At 65.2% G+C, this 18,455-nt stretch carries 18 protein-coding genes and 1 tRNA gene; 9 read left to right on the top strand and 10 right to left on the bottom strand.

Going from position 1 to position 18,455, the window contains the following annotated elements:
* Positions 1-29 precede the first annotated feature (29 nt).
* On the bottom strand, positions 30-308 hold the full coding sequence (locus GC146_RS17520) for a DUF4242 domain-containing protein (protein ID WP_291841392.1): 279 nt from the start codon (positions 306-308) through the stop codon (positions 30-32).
* A gap of 104 nt (positions 309-412) precedes the next feature.
* Here GC146_RS17520 and GC146_RS17515 point away from each other — a divergent pair, with 104 nt between their 5' ends.
* A complete protein-coding gene (locus GC146_RS17515) occupies positions 413-1,345 on the top strand; it encodes a LysR substrate-binding domain-containing protein (protein ID WP_291841391.1) in 933 nt (310 codons plus the stop codon).
* Here GC146_RS17515 and GC146_RS17510 read toward each other — a convergent pair.
* From GC146_RS17510 to GC146_RS17495, 4 genes are all read right to left on the bottom strand, one after another.
* Entirely contained in the window at positions 1,342-2,580 is a 1,239-nt protein-coding gene (locus tag GC146_RS17510) for an aspartate kinase (protein ID WP_291841390.1), read from the bottom strand. The two genes, GC146_RS17515 and GC146_RS17510, sit on opposite strands and share 4 nt — an antisense overlap.
* A gap of 246 nt (positions 2,581-2,826) precedes the next feature.
* Positions 2,827-3,477 carry an SDR family oxidoreductase gene (locus GC146_RS17505; RefSeq protein WP_291841389.1) on the bottom strand — a complete coding sequence of 217 codons (651 nt, stop codon included), beginning with the start codon at positions 3,475-3,477 and terminating at the stop codon, positions 2,827-2,829.
* Positions 3,478-3,488: 11 nt separating this feature from the next.
* Positions 3,489-3,908 (bottom strand): DUF1178 family protein, encoded by a 420-nt coding sequence (locus tag GC146_RS17500; RefSeq protein WP_291841388.1) that lies wholly within the window; start codon positions 3,906-3,908, stop codon positions 3,489-3,491.
* Between the two features lie 65 nt (positions 3,909-3,973).
* The gene (locus GC146_RS17495) at positions 3,974-4,447 is read right to left on the bottom strand and encodes an NUDIX hydrolase (protein ID WP_291841387.1); all 474 of its coding nucleotides are present in this window, start codon (positions 4,445-4,447) and stop codon (positions 3,974-3,976) included.
* Positions 4,448-4,531: 84 nt separating this feature from the next.
* Between GC146_RS17495 and GC146_RS17490 the strand changes: the two genes are divergently transcribed.
* The 7 genes from GC146_RS17490 to GC146_RS17460 all read left to right on the top strand — a co-directional run bounded on the left by GC146_RS17490 (position 4,532) and on the right by GC146_RS17460 (position 11,157).
* Positions 4,532-5,092 (top strand): glutathione peroxidase, encoded by a 561-nt coding sequence (locus GC146_RS17490; protein WP_291841386.1) that lies wholly within the window; start codon positions 4,532-4,534, stop codon positions 5,090-5,092.
* Positions 5,046-6,206: an acetoin utilization protein AcuC gene (locus GC146_RS17485; protein ID WP_291841385.1), complete on the top strand. Its 1,161-nt coding sequence runs from the start codon at positions 5,046-5,048 to the stop codon at positions 6,204-6,206. The genes GC146_RS17490 and GC146_RS17485 overlap by 47 nt, the downstream gene beginning before the upstream one ends.
* 65 nt (positions 6,207-6,271) lie before the next feature.
* Complete coding sequence (gene modA / locus GC146_RS17480; RefSeq protein WP_291841384.1) at positions 6,272-7,012, top strand: molybdate ABC transporter substrate-binding protein; 741 nt, start codon at positions 6,272-6,274, stop codon at positions 7,010-7,012.
* The gene (gene modB / locus GC146_RS17475) at positions 7,009-7,695 is read left to right on the top strand and encodes a molybdate ABC transporter permease subunit (protein WP_291841383.1); all 687 of its coding nucleotides are present in this window, start codon (positions 7,009-7,011) and stop codon (positions 7,693-7,695) included. Before modA ends, modB begins: the two co-directional genes overlap by 4 nt.
* Positions 7,692-8,780 carry a molybdenum ABC transporter ATP-binding protein gene (modC, locus tag GC146_RS17470; RefSeq protein ID WP_291841382.1) on the top strand — a complete coding sequence of 363 codons (1,089 nt, stop codon included), beginning with the start codon at positions 7,692-7,694 and terminating at the stop codon, positions 8,778-8,780. Before modB ends, modC begins: the two co-directional genes overlap by 4 nt.
* A gap of 90 nt (positions 8,781-8,870) precedes the next feature.
* Entirely contained in the window at positions 8,871-9,590 is a 720-nt protein-coding gene (locus GC146_RS17465; protein ID WP_291841381.1) for a hypothetical protein, read from the top strand.
* A gap of 145 nt (positions 9,591-9,735) precedes the next feature.
* Positions 9,736-11,157 carry a HAMP domain-containing sensor histidine kinase gene (locus GC146_RS17460; protein WP_291841380.1) on the top strand — a complete coding sequence of 474 codons (1,422 nt, stop codon included), beginning with the start codon at positions 9,736-9,738 and terminating at the stop codon, positions 11,155-11,157.
* A gap of 87 nt (positions 11,158-11,244) precedes the next feature.
* Here GC146_RS17460 and GC146_RS17455 read toward each other — a convergent pair.
* From GC146_RS17455 to GC146_RS17435, 5 genes are all read right to left on the bottom strand, one after another.
* Positions 11,245-11,318 (bottom strand) — tRNA-Gly (locus GC146_RS17455).
* Between the two features lie 228 nt (positions 11,319-11,546).
* Complete coding sequence (locus tag GC146_RS17450; RefSeq protein WP_291841379.1) at positions 11,547-12,197, bottom strand: nucleoside/nucleotide kinase family protein; 651 nt, start codon at positions 12,195-12,197, stop codon at positions 11,547-11,549.
* Between the two features lie 62 nt (positions 12,198-12,259).
* Positions 12,260-13,219 carry a rhamnose ABC transporter substrate-binding protein gene (locus GC146_RS17445; RefSeq protein WP_291841378.1) on the bottom strand — a complete coding sequence of 320 codons (960 nt, stop codon included), beginning with the start codon at positions 13,217-13,219 and terminating at the stop codon, positions 12,260-12,262.
* A gap of 95 nt (positions 13,220-13,314) precedes the next feature.
* Positions 13,315-14,304, bottom strand: coding sequence for an ABC transporter permease (locus GC146_RS17440; protein WP_291841377.1), 990 nt, complete (start codon positions 14,302-14,304; stop codon positions 13,315-13,317).
* A complete protein-coding gene (locus GC146_RS17435) occupies positions 14,304-16,892 on the bottom strand; it encodes an ATP-binding cassette domain-containing protein (protein ID WP_291841376.1) in 2,589 nt (862 codons plus the stop codon). Before GC146_RS17435 ends, GC146_RS17440 begins: the two co-directional genes overlap by 1 nt.
* Positions 16,893-17,312: 420 nt before the next feature.
* On the opposite strand from GC146_RS17435, the gene GC146_RS17430 reads away from it, so the two are divergent.
* Positions 17,313-18,344, top strand: coding sequence for an ROK family protein (locus GC146_RS17430; RefSeq protein ID WP_291841375.1), 1,032 nt, complete (start codon positions 17,313-17,315; stop codon positions 18,342-18,344).
* Positions 18,345-18,455 lie beyond the last annotated feature (111 nt).

Below are 18,455 nucleotides of genomic sequence, written 5' to 3'. Positions count from 1 at the left end.
CAAACCCTGGGAGAGGTCTCGCCGCAGGGTCAGTTTGCTGTCGTCGGGTCGATGATCGTCTGGATCTCGGTGATGACATTGGCCGGAAAACCACTGATCCGGGCATGTTCGCGGATCGCATCCTCGTCTTCGGCGAAATAGATGCAGAAGGTCTTGTCGCCCGCGACGTAGGAATGGCTCCACTGCACTTTTGGGCCCAGCTCCGCCAACGCGGCGTTGGATGTGGCCGCAGCGGAGCACAGTTCGTCGGCGCTCATCGCGCCGATACCGACAACATCGCGTTCGATGACGTATTTCTTCAGGGTCATGGGGATGTCCTTTCGGGTTGGATGCACCCAAGGCTGCCATCGCGATGGCCGGAAGGTCATCTCAGTTTTTCTTCCGGGGACTAAAGCTCTGCTATAGTCGTGCGATGAAGCTTTCGCACCTCAACGCCCTGCGCGCGCTGGAAGCGACCCTGCGCAACGGCACATTCACCGCCGCTGCGGCGGAGTTGGGTGTAACCGTTGCCGCGATTGGCCAGCAGATCCGGGGCCTTGAAGAGTTCCTCGGCGTCAAGTTGTTCGAGCGGTTGCCGCAAGGGGTCAGGCCTACCGCGGTCGCATTGGCCGTGGCGGCCCGGCTGACCGAGGGGTTTGGCCAGATCGAGGAGGTGCTGGGCGAATTGCGGCCGGCCGCCGGCACCGATCGGCTGAAGGTGACGATGTCGCATTTCATGCTGGACGACTGGCTGGCCCAGCGGATGCCGGCCTTTCACCAGCGCTATCCCCGTATCGAGGTCAGCTACGAGATCAGCGTCGCGCTTGTCGATCTGGCAAAGGGCGATATCGACATGGCGATACGGTTTTCGCGCGAGGCCGGGCACGACTTCGCGGCCGAAAACCTGCATGGCAGCGCCTATTTCCCTGTCTGCACGCCCGCTGTCGCCGAGCGGTTTGGTCTGTCGCCCCGGACCAGAGATTTGACGGGCGTGCCGCTGTTCCAGCTTTACGAGGTAACGACCGATCCGGAATGGATTGGCTGGAGCGCAATCATCGACCGGCACGGGCTGCGGTGTGACAGTCCGGGCCCGCTGCAGCAAACTGGCGGATTTCGGGTTGCCATCGGCGGGAGTGGCCTTGTGATCTGTGGGCTGACCGAATGCTACAACGATTTGCTCAGCGGCAACCTTGTCGCGCCTCTTGGGCCTGAATACGTGATCCAGTCCTCTTACAGGTATCGGCTGGTCTGGCCGGCGCGGCGCAGCCTGAACAGGCCGATGCGGGCGTTTCGCGACTGGATCGTCGCGGAAAGCAGACGGTTTGCCGCCGAGGTACCGGCGGTCTTGGGCGTACCGCTGGCCTAGGCGGCCTTGTCGAGGTCGAAGGCGTCGTGCAGCGCCTGCACGGCCAGTTCCATGTACTTGCGGTCGATCAGCACGGAAATCTTGATCTCGGACGTGGTGATGACCTTGATGTTGATCCCCTCGGTGGCCAGCGCCCTGAACATCTGCGCCGCGACGCCCGCATGGCTGCGCATCCCGATACCGACGACCGAAACCTTCGCCACGTCGTGGTCAACCACGAGATCCTGAAACGAGATCGCGCCCGACGCCGCGGCCTCTTTCACGGCCTTCTCGGCGCGGATCCACTCGTTGACCGGGCATGAGAATGTCATGTCGGTGCGGCCGTCCTCGGCGATGTTCTGCACGATCATGTCGACGTTGACGCCGGCCTCGGCCAGCGGACCAAAGATGGCGGCGGCGATGCCGGGGCGGTCGGCCACTGCCAGCAACGTCACTTTTGCCTCTTCGCGCGAATAGGCCACCCCGGCCACGGCATTGCTTTCCATGATATCCTCCTCGTCGCAGACCAGCGTGCCGGCCGTGTCCGACGGTTCCTCGAATGACGACAGCACCCGCAGGCGCACCTTGTAGCGCATCGCCAGCTCGACCGAGCGGGTCTGCAGCACCTTGGCGCCCAGCGACGCCAGTTCCAGCATTTCCTCGAAGGCGATCTTGTCGAGCTTGCGCGCCTTGTCGCAGATCCGCGGGTCAGTGGTATAGACGCCGTCGACATCCGTATAGATGTCGCACCGCTCCGCGCCAAAGGCCGCGGCAAAGGCCACCGCGGTGGTATCCGACCCGCCACGGCCCAGCGTGGTGATCCGGCCCTCGGGGCTGATCCCCTGGAAGCCCGCGACGACGGCCACCTTCATGCCTTCGGCGAACTTGCGGTTGATGTTCTCGGTCGGGATCTCCTCGATCCGCGCGGCGCCATGGGCGCTGTTGGTCTTCAGCGGCACCTGCCAGCCCTGCCAGCTGCGCGCCGGGATATCCATTTCCTGCAGCCGCAGCGCCATCAGCCCGGCCGTGACGTTCTCGCCCGACGACACCACCGCGTCATACTCGCGTGCGTCGTAAAGGGGCGAGGTTTCGTCGACCCAGCCCACCAATTCGTTGGTCTTGCCCGACATCGCCGAGACGATGACGATCACGTCGTAGCCCTTGGCGACCTCCAGCCCCACGCGCTTGGCTGCGCGGGCGATCCGGTCGATGTTGGCGACGGAGGTGCCGCCGAATTTCATCACGAGGGTAGGCATGGGGTGTCCCGGCAAGAATCGGCGCTTCTCATATGCGGGTTGCCGGGCAAGGGCAATGTGCCTTGCGGCGACGTGCGGCAGGCGTGCCGCCGGTCCCATGCGGGTATATCTTCAGGTATTTGAAATTATTGTATTTTCCGTGACGCACTGGGTCAATCGCAATATCCGGGCTGTTCAGGGGGCGCTGCCCCCGTCCGCTGGCGCGGACTCCCCCGGAGGTATTTGGGGCCAGAAGAAGCGGGGGCGTCAGAACGGGTGGGGGCGGCCGTCCCAGGTTTCGAAACACCCGGTCGTGGCGGGCGACAGTGCGGCAAAGCGGGCGGCAAGGCCGCGCGCGGCCTCGGCCGGGGTGATGTCGGCGCTGCGGCCGCCCATGTCGGTCTGCACCCAGCCGGGGTGGTAGATGCCGACGCTGATCCCCTCGCGCGCCAGATCGGCGGCGAGGTTGCGGCCAAGGTTCAGCGCGGCGGCCTTGGAAGCGCGGTAGATATAGCTGCCGCCGGGCGCGTGGGTGTCGGAGGCCATCTGCGAGGAGATGATGGCGATCTTTGCGCCTTGGCTCGCGCGCAGGTTGGGCAGCAGCGCCTGAATGGTGCCAAAGACGCCGGTGACGTTGGTGGCAAAGGTCTGTGCCCACATCGCGGACGGAAAGCCGTCCTCCAGCCGCTGGCCCTTTTCGAGGTAAATGCCCGCATTGCAGACCAGCAGGTCGAGCGGGCGGCCTTCCATCGCCCGACCCATCGCGGCGATGCTATCGGGGTCTGTGACATCGAGGGCGAGCCAGCCCGCGGCGGGCGCGGTGCGGCAGGTGCCGATCACCGTCTCGCCCGCGGCTGTCAGGTGATCGACAAGCGCGCGGCCCACGCCGCGGCTGGCGCCGGTGATAAGCGTTGTCATGGGAGAGCCTTTCAGTTGCTACGGCGGCGCGGGGTGAAGGGCAGGGGCGCCACGGGAATGCCTTCGGCCGCAAGCGCCCGGGCCTCGTCGGCCCGTGCCTCGCCCCAGATCGGGCGGTCGGGTGCGTCACCACCGGCAATGGCGCGGGCCTCGGTGACAAAGCTGTCGCCGACGTAATCAGCCTCGGCCTCGACCCGGCGGCGCAACTCGGCGAGCGCCTGTTCGGCAGGGCTGGCGGGGGCCGACAGCGGCCTTTGCGGGGCTGTCTCGGGGGCCACGGAGGGGGCCATCACGGCCTTCTCGACCTTGCCGGAGCCACAGACCGCGCAGGCAAGCTGCCCGGCCCGCGAAAGCCCGTCATAAGCATCGGCGGAGGCGAACCAGCTGTCGAAGCGGTGGTCGCGGTCACATTTCAGAGCGTAGCGGATCATGATGTCGCGTCGGTTTTCCTTGCCTGTGCAGGGAACATAGGGCAGGCGGCCCGCCCCGGAAAGGGTCAGCGGCCAAGGATGCGCGGATCGAAGGTGGCAACGATCTGGCGCAATTCCGGCTCGGCCAGCCTGGCGGCGGCCTGGTCGATCGGGAACCACTTGCGCTTGCGCTGGTGCTGCTCGGGCCACTCGGTATGCACGGCCGTGACGTGGACGGGATAGACCAGCGCGATGACGGGCGTGCGGCTGCGGTCGCGCGGCTTGATGTAAGAATAGACACCAAGGCAAAGGTCGATCGCGTCGCCGGTCAGCCCGGCCTCTTCCCAGGCTTCGGTCGCGGCGGCCTCGGCCGGGGTCTGCTTGTGCATCGGCCAGCCCTTGGGCAGGACCCAGCGCCCGGTGCCGCGGCTGGTGACAAGGCAGATCTGCGCGCTGTCGGCGACCACGCGAAAGCACAGCGCGGCGAACTGCGTCCGCGCGGTGGTCTTGGCCCCGCGGCGCAGGCGAAGCGGCAGTTGTGTCGGCGTCTGAAGGGACATTGGCGCGGCGGCTGATCGGACTATGTGAAAGCCGGGCAGGCGCCGACTCGCCTGATTGAAACAGGACAGCATGGGGAGGAGCAAGTGAAAGGTCAGATCATCTCGCGGGTTTGTGCGGCAGTTGTCATTGCTGTCGTACCTGTGCTGGCGGCGGCGGCAGGTGCCTTCGATTTCAGCTTCGACTCGATCGACGGCGGCAAGATCGACATGAAAGACTATGCCGGGCACCCGGTGCTGGTGGCCAATACTGCCTCGCTTTGCGCCTTCACGCCGCAATACGACGATCTGCAGGCGGTTTATGACGCCTACAAGGACAAGGGGCTGGTGGTGCTGGCGATCCCGTCGGACGATTTCCAGCAGGAACTGGCCAATGGCGAGGCAGTCAAAGAGTTTTGCACCGCGAATTTCAACCTGACGCTGCCGATGACCACGATCAGCCACGTCAAGGGGCCCGAGGCTTTGCCCTTCTATCAGTGGCTGGCAGCGAACCGCGGATTCGTTCCCGGCTGGAACTTCAACAAGGTGCTGATCGGGGCGGACGGGCAGGTGATTGCCACCTGGGGCTCGCTCGCGCGGCCCACCGGCCCCGCGATCACCCATGCGATCGAGGCCGCGCTGGGCGGGGCGGCGGGCGTTGGCGGCTGAGCCGCGCTTCATCGGCTCTGAAATCTACCGCGGTTCGTGCTACGGGCCGTGGCACCCGCTGCGGGTGCCGCGCGTCTCGACCGTGATGGACCTGTCGCGCGCTCTGGGCTGGCTGGGGCCGGAGCGTTTCATCACCAGTCCGCGCGCCAAGCCTGCCGCGCTCAGGGCCTTTCACACCGACGACTACATTGCCGCGGTGCAGGCGGCCGAGGCGGCAGGCGCGGTCAGCGACGCGGTGCGCGCGCGCCATCACCTTGGCACGCCCTCGAACCCGGTCTTTGCCGAGATGTTTCGCCGCCCGGCCACGGCCTGCGGTGCCGCGATCCTTGCGGGAGAGTTGCTGGCAGGCGGCGGGGTGATCTATTCGCCCGCCGGCGGCACCCATCACGGCCTGCCCGACCGTGCCAACGGCTTTTGCTATTTCAACGACCCGGTGCTGGCTATCCTCTCGCTGCGGCGCAACGGCGCGGCGCGCGTGGCCTATGTCGATATCGACGCGCATCATCCCGACGGGGTCGAGGCGGCATTCGGACAAGACCCCGAGGTGCTGATGATCTCGGTGCACGAGGAAAACCGCTGGCCGCGCTCCGGCCGGCTGGAGGATTGCGGCGCGGGGCAGGTGCACAACCTGCCGGTGCCCGCGGGTTTCAACGATACCGAGATGGCGCTGGTGCTGGATCAGGTCATCCTGCCGCTGGTGGCGGATTTCCGGCCCGACGCGGTGGTGCTGCAATGCGGGGCCGACGCGGTGGCCGAAGACCCGCAATCGCGCCTGGCGCTGTCGAACAATGCCCATTGGGCGGTGGTGGCGGCACTTCGCCCGCTCAGCTCCCGCTACCTCGTGCTGGGCGGGGGCGGCTACAACCCGTGGTCGGTCGGGCGGCTCTGGACCGGGGTCTGGGCGACGCTGGCGGGGGCCGAGATACCCGACCAGTTGCCCGAGGCGGGGCAGGCAGTGCTACGCGCGCTGACATGGGACGTGCGCGGGCGCGCGCGGCGGGCCGAGGCGCATTGGCTGACCACCCTTCGCGATCCGGCCCGCGACGGGCCCATCGGCGCGGACCTGCGCGCGCGGGCGGCGGTGCTGGCCGGGCGGCGGCGTGCCTGGGCCTGAGCCTTGCGCGGGCCGGGCCAAGCGGTGATACATCGGCACGGACCATCCGCTGGAAGGAGGCCCCTTTGCGCCTTGCCCTCGCCCTGATCCTGACCGTCCTCGCTGCGCCGCTGAGGGCCGCGGACCTGACGATCTTTGCCGCGGCCAGCCTGCGTGGCCCGCTCGACACCGCGGCGGCGGCCTGGGCGGCCGAGACTGGTAGCCACGTCGCCGTGTCCTACGCGGGCACTTCGACGCTGGCGCGGCAGATCGCGGCGGGCGCTCCGGCGGACCTTTTCATCGCGGCCAGCACGGCCTGGATGGACAGGGTTGAAGGGGAGGGGCTGGTCGTGCCGGGCAGCCGCGTTCACCTGCTGTGCAACACGCTGGTGCTGGTCGCGACCGCGCCGGCCGCGCCGATGGCGCTGTCCGACCTGCCCGCGCGGCTGGGCAACGGCAAGCTGGCGATGGCCACGGTCGATGCGGTGCCCGCGGGGCAATACGGCAAGGCCGCGTTGAGCGCGCTGGGCCTGTGGGACGCAGTCGCGGCGCAGGTGGCGCAGGCCGACAACGTGCGTGCGGCGCTGGCGCTGGTCGCGCGGGGCGAGGCGCCCTTCGGCGTGGTCTATGCCACCGATGCCAGGGCCGAACCGAAGGTCGCCGTGGTGGCGACCTTTCCCGACGGCACGCACGCGGCCATCGTCTACGACGCGGCCCGGATAAGGGGCGGCGCGCCCGCGGCGGCGGACCTGCTGCGCTTTCTGCAAGGCCCTGCGGCGCTGGCCGATTTCACCGCGGCGGGCTTTGCGCCGCCACCGCCGCCGTGACGGGCTGGCTTGGTCCCGCCGAATGGCAGGCGGTGCGCCTGTCGCTGGTCGTGGCGCTGTGGGCCACGGCCGTCAGCCTGACTTTCGCGCTGGCCGCGGCCTACGCGCTGGCGCGGGGGCGCTTTGCCGGGCGACAGGCGCTGAACGTGTTGGTGCACCTGCCGCTGATCATGCCGCCGGTCGTCACCGGCTATGGCCTGTTGCTGCTGCTGGGGCGGCGCGGGCCGCTGGGCGCGGCGCTGGAGCAGGCGCTGGGCCTAGTGCTGGCCTTTCGCTGGACCGGCGCGGTCGTCGCCGCGGCCGTGATGGCCTTTCCGCTGAGCGTGCGCGCGATCCGGCAGGCGCTGGAGGCGGTCGACCCGAAACTGGAACAGGCGGCGGCCACGCTAGGGGCCAGCCGCCTGCGCATCTTCGCCACCGTCACGCTGCCGCTGATCCTGCCTGGCCTGCTGGCGGGCGCGATCCTGGGCTTTGCCAAGGCGCTGGGCGAATTCGGCGCGACGATCACCTTCGTGTCGAACATTCCCGGCCAGACGCAGACGATTCCGCTGGCGATCAGCGCCGCGCTTGACGTGCCGGGAGCCGAGCCTGTGGCGCTGCGGCTTGCCGCGGTCTCGGTCGTGCTGGCGGCGGCGGCGCTGGCGGCCTCCGAGATGCTGGCGGCGCGGATGGCCCGGAAATGAGCCTGTCCGTCGACATCGGCCATCGCGCGGGGGCGTTCTCGATCGAGGCGACCTTCGAGGCGCCGGGCGGCGTGACGGCGCTGTTCGGGCGGTCAGGCGCGGGCAAGACGACGGTGGTCAATGCCGTGGCGGGGCTGGTCCGGCCACAGCGCGGGCGTATCGCGCTGGGCGACCGCGTGCTGTTCGAGGCGGGGCGCACCAACCTGCCGCCGCAGCGCCGCCGGATCGGCTATGTCTTTCAGGAACCGCGGCTTTTCCCGCACATGAGCGTGCTGGCCAACCTGCGCTACGGCGGCACCCATGACGAGGCGCGGGTGATCGACCTGCTGGGGATCGGCGCCCTGTTGGAGCGGCGGCCCGGCACCCTCTCGGGCGGCGAGGCGGCGCGCGTCGCACTGGGCCGCGCGCTGATGAGCGCGCCCGAGATGCTGTTGCTGGACGAACCGCTGGCCGCGCTCGACGCGCCGCGGCGGGCCGAGGTGCTGGGCCACCTGGAACGCCTGCGCGACGAGGTGGGCATCCCGATGCTTTACGTCAGCCACGAGCTGGCCGAGGTGGCGCGTCTGGCCACCACGCTGGTATTGCTCGACAGCGGTCGGGTCTTGCGTGCGGGGCCGCTAGCGCAGGTGCTGGCCGACCCAGCCGCGGCCCACCTGTTTGGTGATCGGGGGGCCGGTGCGGTGATCTCGGCCCGGGTGGTTGGCCATGACAGCGGCGACGACCTGACCGAAGTTGACTTCGATGGGGGGCGCCTTTTGTTGCCGGGACGGGTTGGGCGGCCCGGTGCGCGACTGACTGTGCGGATCGCGGCCGAGGATGTGATCCTTGCCGGTGTCGCTCCTCTGGGTCTGTCGGCGCTGAATGTGCTTGAGGTCGAGGTTACGGCGCTGGCGGATGTGCCGGGCGGCGTGGCGGTGGGCTTATCGGTGGGGCGGGCGCAGTTGCTGGCGCGGGTCACTCGCCGTTCCGCCGTCAAGCTGGACCTGCGGCCCGGTGCCCGCGTCTTTGCCGTGGTCAAGGCCACTGCAATGGCACCGGGCGATCCGGGCACGGCGGCCGGGGCGCCCGCGCGCGATGGGTCTTGACGCCGCGACCACCGGCGTGATGTTGGCGTGACAGGAACGGGGATTGGCGCAGGCTCGCACCGCTCCGCATTGTGTGCCCGAGGAGAGATCATGAGTTTTGCCGCCATTCTTCCCCTGGGTTTCGTCATCGGCATGGGCCATGCGCTGGAAACCGATCACCTTGCCGCGGTCTCGAACATGCTGGCGCAGAAGGGCGGCCGCGCGGCGCTGATCGCGCGCGGGGCCTTCTGGGGGCTGGGCCACACGCTGTCGCTGTTCTTCTTCTGCGCCGCGGTGGTGGTGCTGGGCATGACGATTTCGGGCACGGTGCAAGCGGGGCTGGAATTCACGGTGGGGGTGATGATCGTGGGTCTGGGGCTGCAGACGCTGTGGCGGCTGCACCGCGACCGCGTCCATATCCATGTCCACGACCACGGCGCGGGCCCGCACCTGCACGCCCATTCCCACAAGGGCGAGACGGTGCCGCACGCGCGCGCCGCGCATGACCACAGCCACCGCAAGACCAACCTCAAGGCGTTGGGCGTGGGCCTGATCCACGGCGCGGCGGGTTCGGGCGCGCTGCTGGTGATGACGGTCAGCGCGACGGACTCGGTCTGGCAGGCGCTGGCCTATTTCGCAATCTTCGGCGTGGGCTCGATGGCCGGGATGGCGGCGCTGTCGACAATGGCGAGTTTTCCACTGCTTCTGGCGCAGCGCGGAGCCAACTGGCTGCGCACCGGCACGACTGTGGCCATTGGCTGCGCCGCGCTCTGGATCGGCGGGACCATCATCGTCGAGAATGGCGCGGCGCTGCATTTTTTCGGTAGCTGATCCGGGCAGGCCGGGGCCCGGCGAGCCAAGCGCATGCTTGTCTTCACGACCGGCCTCTTGCATTGTCGGTTGCAACTCACCCATCGTGCTTCAACCATGAGAGCGGGTCGCCAAGCCTGCCGAACATGCCCTTGAGGATCCGACCATGCAGGCCGCAGCGAGCGACGATACTGCCGTCAGCTACAGTGACCTCGACCAGAGTGATCTGGACGGGTCATCGGACGTCCTTTTCCTGGGGGAATCCCCCGCTCTGATCCAGACCCAGATGCGAGATTATGCGCGCAGCGGCGACATGCAGTTCCGCCAGCGACTGATCATTTACGTGGCAGGGCTAAGCCTTGCCGCCTTCTACTATGACCCGCGTATCTCGATCGTCATCGGGATCCTGGTTGTCATCAGTGAATGCCTTGACCGCGTGATCCACCGGCAGGTGTTTCGCGATTCCTCGCCCGACCTGCCGACGGTGCGCCGAAACTTTGCCCTGCTGGCCCTTTCCACCGTGCTGAGTTCGTCAATCGTCGTCTGCTTCACGCTTTCCATCGCGTTCTCGGAACCGGCGGCCACGCATTTCATGCCGCTTTTCTTCTTGCTTGCGGGCTCGATCTTTACCGCGATGAACGAAGGTCAGGTGGTTACCCTGCTGTTGACGCGGCTGGTCCTTTACGGGGCAGCTTTCGTCGCGATCCCGATCTTTGACGTTCTGAGGACAGGCGCCGGCCTGCATTCGCCCGAATGGCTGGAACTTTTCACCAGCGTGGTTGTGCTGCTTTTCATCATCAAGGTTTCGCAGGTCTTCTTGGGAGCGTATCAGCGGCAGATCCGCCAGATGGTCGAACTGCGCGATCTGGCCGAACGGGCGCGGGTCGCATCGACGGCCAAGACCGAGTTTCTGTCGACCGTCAGCCACGAGTTGCGCACCCCGATGACCTCGATCAACGGCGCGGTCGGCATCGCGGCTTCGGGGACTGCCGGGCCGCTGACTCCCGCCCTTGAAAGACTGCTTGGCATCGCGCAGTCGAACTGTACTCGATTGTCCAACCTCATTGACGACATCCTCGACCTGCAGAAGATCGAGGCTGGCAAGATGGTGTTTGATAACGCGCCCATCGAATTATGGGATTTCGTTGAACGCGCCTGCGAGGTGAACGGCCCCTACGCCATCCCGCTGGACGTCAGTTTCGAGGCCGTGGCCGAACATGGCGGACAGAGTGTGGTGATCCATGGGGACGAACGGCGGCTCGACCAGGTGATGTCAAATCTGCTGTCCAACGCCGCCAAGTTTTCGCATCCCGGTGGCGTGGTGACAGTGAAGCTGACGGTTCACGAGGGCCGGGCCCGGATCGAGGTGATCGACCGCGGTGTCGGGCTGTCCGAGGACAAGCGCGAGCTGGTCTTCGACATGTTCAGCCAGGTCAAGTCATCGCAAAACCGTGGCACCGCGGGAACCGGCCTTGGCATGAACATTTCCAAACAGATCGTAGAGGCGCATGGCGGCACGATCGACTATCGCAAGAACGACGGGCCTGGCACGACGTTCTTTTTCGACCTGCCATTGGCCGACGACTGAGCCGAAATTACCGGCGCCCGTCGCAGGGGTGCCGATCGTCATTGCCCCCGGGCAAGACGCTCATTCATCAAGTCTGGTGGAAAATTCTGGAGCGGGCGGCGGGAATCGAACCCGCGTCTCTTGCTTGGAAGGCAAGGGTCTTACCATTACACAACGCCCGCGACCTTGCTCGCTTCGTATTTCAGGCGCGTAGCGGGGTCAAGTCGGGCGTCAGGTGCGAAACCACGAGGGGAGCGACCTATCGCAAGCGCCAGTTTCTCGGTGACGATGCTGGCGGAGTGGCCCTTCGGCAGTTGGCCAGGTCTTCTCAACAACTGGTTGATGATCTTGGCGATCTGCTTCTCCGGATCGGCAGGCTCACACCGGGAGCGCCTCATCGAAATACCGTATCAACCCACGACGATATCCGCATGACCAGACGCTTCGATCACCCGTCGCGCGTTGACCAGGTCGTTGTCCCGGGCCCGATTGGTTGCTGCCGGTCTCGACAGGCCCTTGTCGATCCAGCGCTTCACAAGACGCGCCTCAAGCGTGTCGAACGGCACCCGGATCATGAAAGTCACGTCGTAGATTTGCTGCAGATCGTGCCAAGGCGGCTCGTCGAGCAGCAGGTAATTGCCTTCAACCAGAACGATCTTGCAGGTCTGGGGGATCAGGCGCGCGCCGGCGCGGGCGATCTCGATGTCCCGGTCAAAGACGGGGACCGCAATTTCCGGCTCGCGATTTTCGCGAAGCCTCTCAAGGCAAGCCCTCAGCCCGCCGGTATCAAAGGTGTATGGCGCCCCTTTCCGCTCGATGGTGCCCTGCTCCCGAAGCACGATATCGTCGAAATGAAAGCCGTCCATCGGCACGACGATCGCCCGTTTGGCGTCGTTCGTGGGTTCGCTGAGGTGATCGGCCAGCATATGGCTTAGCGTTGACTTGCCGCTTCCCGGCGCGCCCGCGATCGCCACGATCAACCGGTCTCGACCTGCAAGAGCCTGTTCGATGGGTCTGCAAAGTTCATCGAGTTCGGCCGGTGAGAAGTACGTGATTGTCATGGCTTGTGGTATAGATCCGCGCGCCGGCCGGGAGAGGGCCGGCGCGCGAAAGTTCCAATCCGTCAGAACTTGAATTCGTCGAGATTGGCCGGGGTGACGATCTTTGCTGGCCCAAGAACGACCTCGCCGTTCTCGCCGATGGTGTAGGAGCCAAGGCGACCTGCATCGAAAGTTTCGCCCGCGGCGCCAGTGATCTTGCAGTCGGCCAGCGCCTGCGCGGCATAGTAGGCCAGATAGCCAAGGTCAGAGACGTTCCACCAGATATCCTGGGCCGAGCCGTCGGCGATGTACTTGCGGATCAGGCTGGCCGGCGCGAGTCCGGTGAGCTTGATCTTGCCTGTCATGCCGGCTTCTTCCAGGGCACGGGCCGCCGCGGGCAGTCCGATGCCGGCTGGCACGATGATGCCCTTGAGGTCAGGATAGGCCTGCACCAGCGCGATGGTCTGCTGCTGGTTGATCTGCTCGCTCTCTTCGCCATAGGCGACCTGCACAAGCTCCAGCCCCTTGTAGGCGGGGTTGGAGGCCATCTCCTGTTTCATCTGGTCGATCCAGGCGTTCTGGTTGGTGGCCGTCGGTGTCGAGGACAGGATGGCGAACTTTCCTTCGCCACCGATCATCTCGGACATCGATTGCAGCATCATCGAGGCGAGGCTGGAGCCGAGTGCCTGATTGATGAAGAGCGAGCGGGCATCGGTCGCGACATCGGAATCGTAAGAGATCACCTTGACCCCGTTGGCCATGGCCCGCTTCAGCGCCGGTGCGACGGCATTCGCATCGTTACCCGAGATCGCGATGACCCCGACCTGCTGGGCGACGAGGTTGTTGATGAACTCGATCTGCGCCTCGGCGGTTGCCTGGCTGGGGGCGGCCTGAACGACCTTGCCGCCAATTTCGGCTTGCGCCTGCTCGGCGCCCTTCCCGGCAACCTGAAAGTAGGGGTCGGTGTCGAGTTTCGGCACGAAGCCCACGGTGACTGGCCCATCGGCACAGGTTTGTGCCGACAGAGCGCTGGCCGAAACCAAGGCAAGACTGCAGGCTGTCGCGAGTAATGTTCTTCTATGCATAACTATTTCCTCCACTGATTTTGCCAGAAACCCTGGCATTGAATGCCGCGTCGTTACCGCGGCAAGTCTCTGCTGGCGCCAAAACGCCTGCGGAACATGGTCGACAGGAGCGGCGAGACATTGCCGGCCAGCAGCGCGATAATCAGCAGCATGCCGATCACGGTGCTTTGGGCATCGCCGCCGACACCACTGATGCCAAGCTGGTTGCGGATCAGGGCGATCAGGCTCAGCGCGCCGACCACGCCAACCACGCCCCCCTTGCCACCAAACACGCTGACCCCTCCGAGCATCGCGATGGTGATGACGTCCAGTTCCATGCCGAAGGCATTGTTGGCGCGGGCATTGGCAAGGCGGGCCGTGTAAGTGATCCCGGCAATGGACGACATGACGCCGGAAAACACGAACAGCCCAAAGCGGATCCGGTCAGCGTTGATGCCCGAATAGCGGGCCGTTTCCGGATTGCCCCCGATTGCGAAAATGCGCCGTCCCAGCGGCGTGGCGTGAACGATGACCGCAAAAACCGGCAAGATGATCAGGAACGGCAGGATGGTACGCGGAAGCGGCAGGTGGCCAACGTTGAGAAAGCCGAAATCGGTCAGCGCGGCGGGCAGGATGTTGACCGAGCCTGTCCCCAGCAGGACATAGCCAATGCCCCTGAACAGGGCCATCGTGCCCAGCGTGACCACCAGCGAAGGCAGGCCGACCCACGTTGACATCACGCCGTTGAACGCCCCGAGGATCGCCCCGGCCACAAGGGTTACACCAATGGCAGGGGCCAGCGGCATCCCGGATTGCACGCTGAGGCCGAGTATCACGCTTGTGAGGGCCAGCGTGCTGGCCACCGAGAGGTCAATGTCGCGGGTGATCAGCAGCAACATCATCGGCAGCGCGATCAGCGCACGCTCGGACACGCCGGCAATCACCTGCGAGATGTTGAAAGCAGTGCCAAAGTTGGGAACCACCGCGAACCCGTAAAGCGCGACGGCCAGTGACACGAGGCAGATGAAGACATCCCATGCGGATAGCCAGGCTGGCAGTTTCATCACAACGCCCTCCGCTTGAGTGCGCGTTCGTTCCGGGCGGCAATGTTGGCGTCGACCGTGATCGCGGCGAGGATCACAAGGCCATAGACCCCCTGCAGCCAGAGCGGATCGACCCGGACAAGGCTGAGGCCATTGCGGATCACCAGAAGGGTGATGACGCCCAGCGCGATGCCGAAAACCGTGCCGGAGCCGCCCCGGATCGCGACGCCGCCTACCACGACGGAGGCAATCACGGTCAACTCGTAGCCAAAGGCGACACGCGCATCGACCGTGGCATAGCGCGAGGCCCAAAGCGCGCCCATCAGGCCGGCAAGCACACCCGCAAAGGCGAAGGCGGCAAAGACCCGTCGGGCTGCAGGAACGCCTATCGTATCAGCGGCGGCCGGGTTGGATCCCACGCCGTAGAGTTCGCGACCGAACTCGGTCCGCCGCAGCAGGAATGCCGCGACCGCGAGCGTTGCGATCGACAGGAGCACGATCACCGGGATGCCGAGGATCTGGCTACCTGCAAGGTCCAGCCAGTGTTGCGGCACCTCGTCGGCGCTGATCTGATCGCCATTGGCCCACATGCTGTAGAGGCCGCGATAGACCGACATCGTTCCCAGTGTCGCGACGATGGAGGGCACCTTTCCATATGCAACGATCAGTCCATTGATCACGCCAAGGCCGCCGCCGAGGCACATCGCGACAGCCAAGGCGGCGATTGCGGGCATTTGCGGATTGTTATGCATGAACAACGCCGAGGCGTAGGCTGTGATCCCGATCACCGACGCGACCGACAGGTCGATATTGCGGGTCAGGATCACAAGCATCTGACCCAGCGCCACGAAGCCCAGTAATGCGGCGTCCATCGACAGCGAGTTGATGTTGGTACCGCTAAGCATGCGCGGATTGATCAGCGAGACCGGGATCACAATGGCAAGGATCGCTACGACCAGCCCCATCTCTCGCCTCAGGAAGACGGATTCGGCGAAGGCGCGCATGGAAGACCGGGCGGCAGTCTGGTCGGCTGGCGCCGCTTCGGTAGGGGACGCGTCGCCTACTGTGGACCCGGACGCATCGTCGGTTGCAGCCTTCAGTACCGTCGAAGGATCTGCCTCCGCCCCATTGAAGAGGGCGGTCATCCGGCCTTCCCGGAGGACCGCAATCCGGTCGCACATGCCGATCAGTTCGGGCAGTTCCGACGAAATCAGGATGATCGCCATACCTGCGCGCGCGAGGTCAGCAATGATCGCGTGGACCTCGGCCTTGCTCTCGACGTCGATGCCTTGTGTCGGTTCGTCCAGGATCAGGATCCGCGGCTGCGTCGCCAGCCATTTCGAGAGGGCGACCTTCTGCTGGTTGCCCCCGGAAAGGCCCGAAATCTCTTGCTCGTAGGACGCGAAACGCAATTTGAGACGTTCGAGATAACTGCGTGTCTGCGAGATTTCCTTTGCCGGGCGCAGCAGTCCGTAGCTGGTGCATGACCGCAGGATCGCGAGCGAGGCATTCACCCGGATCGGGAAGTCCATGATCAGCGACTTGGCGTGCCGGTCTTCCGAGACGTAGGCGATCCGGTGCCGCATCGCTTCTTGCGGTGACCGGATGTCAACTGGCGCGCCGTCGATAAGGATCTGGCCCCGGCTGGGCCGATGGACACCGAACAGGGTCGTGGCGAATTCCGTCCGCCCGCTGCCGACCAGCCCGCCGATGCCGAAGATCTCGCCGGCCCTGACAGAGAGTGAAATATCCTCGAATTCGGCGTCGACCGATAGGCCCTCGGTCTGCAAGACCACATCACCGGGTTCATGCCCTCGCTCTGGGAAGGACGCGAGCAATTCCCGGCCGGCCATCAGGTTGATGGCTTCTTGCCGCGACAATTCCTGGGCTGTCGCGGTGCGCACCAGCGCGCCGTCGCGCAGTACCGAGATGCGGTCCGCGATGCCGAACACCTCGTCCATTCTGTGACCGACAAAGACGATGCCCACCCCGCTTTGCTTGAGCCTGCGGACGACGGTGAACAGCTTCTCGACTTCGCGATGCGACAAGCAGGCTGTGGGCTCGTCAAGGATCAGCACGTCGGCTTCGGTTGACAGCGCCTTGGCGATTTCGACCAGTTGCTGCTCGGATACGCTGAGCGTTCGAAGCATCGCGTCGGGACGCACCGAAAGGCCCACGGTTTCCAGCAGCTCGGCGGATTTGCGGTACATCAGGCCACGGTTGAGGATCCCGACCGAGTTCTTCGGAAAGCGCCCGAAGAATATGTTTTCCATGACGTTGAGGTCAGGAAACAAGCCCGGGTGCTGGTGGACGACGGCAATACCTGCCTGCTGCGCATCAAGCGGCGAATGCCAGTTTTGTGGCTGGCCCCGGACAAGGATTTCTCCGCTCGACGGCCGGTGCACGCCGCACATCATCTTCACGCAGGTGCTTTTGCCCGCGCCGTTCTCGCCCAGCAGCGCCAGTACTTCGGCTGGCTGAACGTCAAGGCTGACATGGCTGGCCGCGACGGTGCCGCCGAAGGTCTTGCTGACATCGTGCAGCGCAATCAGCCGGACCTGTTCTGCAGGCCGCGCCTCTTGCGCCGATGTTGGGTCGATCTCGGTCATGATGCTCAAATCCGCGTGCGGACCCATGGGGCCCTGCAACGCAAGAATCTCCTCCCTCGCGGCCCTCTGACCCGCGTCCTCCGGGTAAAAAGGGACTGTATGGAACCCTCAGAGTCAATACTAATTCATAGTGAAGTAATTAAAGGAGCCGCCATCGGCAGGCTTGCCCTGTGGACCGGCGCAGATTACGCAATAACCTCGCTCTGTGATTTCACAGGGCCGTCTGGCTGGCCAAGCAGGAGCGAAATGAGCAGACGAAACTCAAAAACAACAAATGGTTACGCAAAGATTCGCGGCTCGAACCAGGTTGCCGTCCGCCACCATAATGAACGCGTCATCCTTCATCTGGTCCGCCGGAATGGCTGGCTGACGAGGGCCGAAGCGACCCGGGCCACCGGACTTTCCCCCAATGCCGTCTCGATGATCTTCCGCAGCCTTGAGGCCGAAAACCTGCTTTTGCGTGGCGAGCCCGAACGGGGCAAACTGGGTCAGCCCTCGATACCGGCCCGCATCAATCCCGACGCCCGATTCTATCTTGGACTGAAGGTTGGCCGGCGCAGCTATGACCTTATCATCCTCGATTTTACCGGCACCATCCGCGCCAGCCGCTCGGAATTTCATACCTATCCCACACCTGACAGTTGCATGGCCTTCGTCGAGGATGCGCTGTCGCCAGTGCTGACGGAGGCAAAGGTGGCCCCCGAGGCCGTGGCGGGTTTCGGCGTGGCGATCCCCAACGAGCTGTGGAGCTGGGCCGGCGAGATGGCCGCGCCGCAATCCGAAATGGACCTTTGGCGCGACTTCGACATCGCCGCCGCGCTGTCGCAGATCGGAAGCTGGCAAGTGCTGGTCGAAAACGATGGCACAGCCGCGTGCCGTGCCGAATTGATGTTCGGCTCGCATGACAAGACCGAGGACCTGATCTACTTCTTCGTCGGCACGATTGTTGGTGGTGGCATCGTGCTGGATTCAGAAGTGTTTCTGGGTCGCACCGGAAATGCCGGAGGCTTCGGCCCGTTGCGGGTGCCGGACGGGTCGCCGGGCAAGAATCGCCTGATGGACCATGCGTCGATCTTCGTTCTGGAACAGATGATCGAGGCGGCGGGCGGTGACCGTTATGACATCTGGAACAGCCCCGAAGGCTGGGACCGGTATCCGGATCTGGTTGATGTCTGGATCGCCGATACCGCGAAAGCACTGGCGCATGGTGCAGTCTCTTCCCTTGCGGTCATCGACTTCGAGTCTGTCGTGATCGACGGCGCATTTCCTGAACATATTCGGGACCGGATAGTTCACGACGTCAATGTCATCTTCGATACGATGGACCTGCAAGGCGTCGAGCGCCCCGATGTCGTGGCCGGCCGATGGGGTGAAATGGCCCGCGCGGTTGGTGCAGCCACGCTGCCGCTGGTTGCCGAATACGCCTTTAACAATCGGGCGCTGGGGGCCTGATCCGTTTGCGCGGCGCGGCCCTGTTCGTTTGAACGGTGATGCCCCGTTGGCCGTCTCGCTAAGGTTGTTTGGCCGGCTTGCAAAATCTTGCCGGCAACCAACACGACCGGA

The organism is Limimaricola sp. (genome assembly GCF_016125575.1).
Lineage (GTDB): Bacteria > Pseudomonadota > Alphaproteobacteria > Rhodobacterales > Rhodobacteraceae > WGLM01.
This window is presented reverse-complemented; position numbering and strand designations above follow the sequence as displayed.

What these genes read in the sequence shown, in the direction of transcription:
- GC146_RS17520 (WP_291841392.1), bottom strand. Translation starts at nt 308, where the DNA reads ATGACCCTGAAGAAATACGTCATCGAACGCGATGTTGTCGGTATCGGC.
- GC146_RS17515 (WP_291841391.1), top strand. Translation starts at nt 413, where the DNA reads ATGAAGCTTTCGCACCTCAACGCCCTGCGCGCGCTGGAAGCGACCCTG.
- GC146_RS17510 (WP_291841390.1), bottom strand. Translation starts at nt 2,580, where the DNA reads ATGCCTACCCTCGTGATGAAATTCGGCGGCACCTCCGTCGCCAACATC.
- GC146_RS17505 (WP_291841389.1), bottom strand. Translation starts at nt 3,477, where the DNA reads ATGACAACGCTTATCACCGGCGCCAGCCGCGGCGTGGGCCGCGCGCTT.
- GC146_RS17500 (WP_291841388.1), bottom strand. Translation starts at nt 3,908, where the DNA reads ATGATCCGCTACGCTCTGAAATGTGACCGCGACCACCGCTTCGACAGC.
- GC146_RS17495 (WP_291841387.1), bottom strand. Translation starts at nt 4,447, where the DNA reads ATGTCCCTTCAGACGCCGACACAACTGCCGCTTCGCCTGCGCCGCGGG.
- GC146_RS17485 (WP_291841385.1), top strand. Translation starts at nt 5,046, where the DNA reads ATGCGATCGAGGCCGCGCTGGGCGGGGCGGCGGGCGTTGGCGGCTGAG.
- modC (WP_291841382.1), top strand. Translation starts at nt 7,692, where the DNA reads ATGAGCCTGTCCGTCGACATCGGCCATCGCGCGGGGGCGTTCTCGATC.
- GC146_RS17465 (WP_291841381.1), top strand. Translation starts at nt 8,871, where the DNA reads ATGAGTTTTGCCGCCATTCTTCCCCTGGGTTTCGTCATCGGCATGGGC.
- GC146_RS17460 (WP_291841380.1), top strand. Translation starts at nt 9,736, where the DNA reads ATGCAGGCCGCAGCGAGCGACGATACTGCCGTCAGCTACAGTGACCTC.
- GC146_RS17450 (WP_291841379.1), bottom strand. Translation starts at nt 12,197, where the DNA reads ATGACAATCACGTACTTCTCACCGGCCGAACTCGATGAACTTTGCAGA.
- GC146_RS17440 (WP_291841377.1), bottom strand. Translation starts at nt 14,304, where the DNA reads ATGAAACTGCCAGCCTGGCTATCCGCATGGGATGTCTTCATCTGCCTC.
- GC146_RS17435 (WP_291841376.1), bottom strand. Translation starts at nt 16,892, where the DNA reads ATGACCGAGATCGACCCAACATCGGCGCAAGAGGCGCGGCCTGCAGAA.
- GC146_RS17430 (WP_291841375.1), top strand. Translation starts at nt 17,313, where the DNA reads ATGATCTTCCGCAGCCTTGAGGCCGAAAACCTGCTTTTGCGTGGCGAG.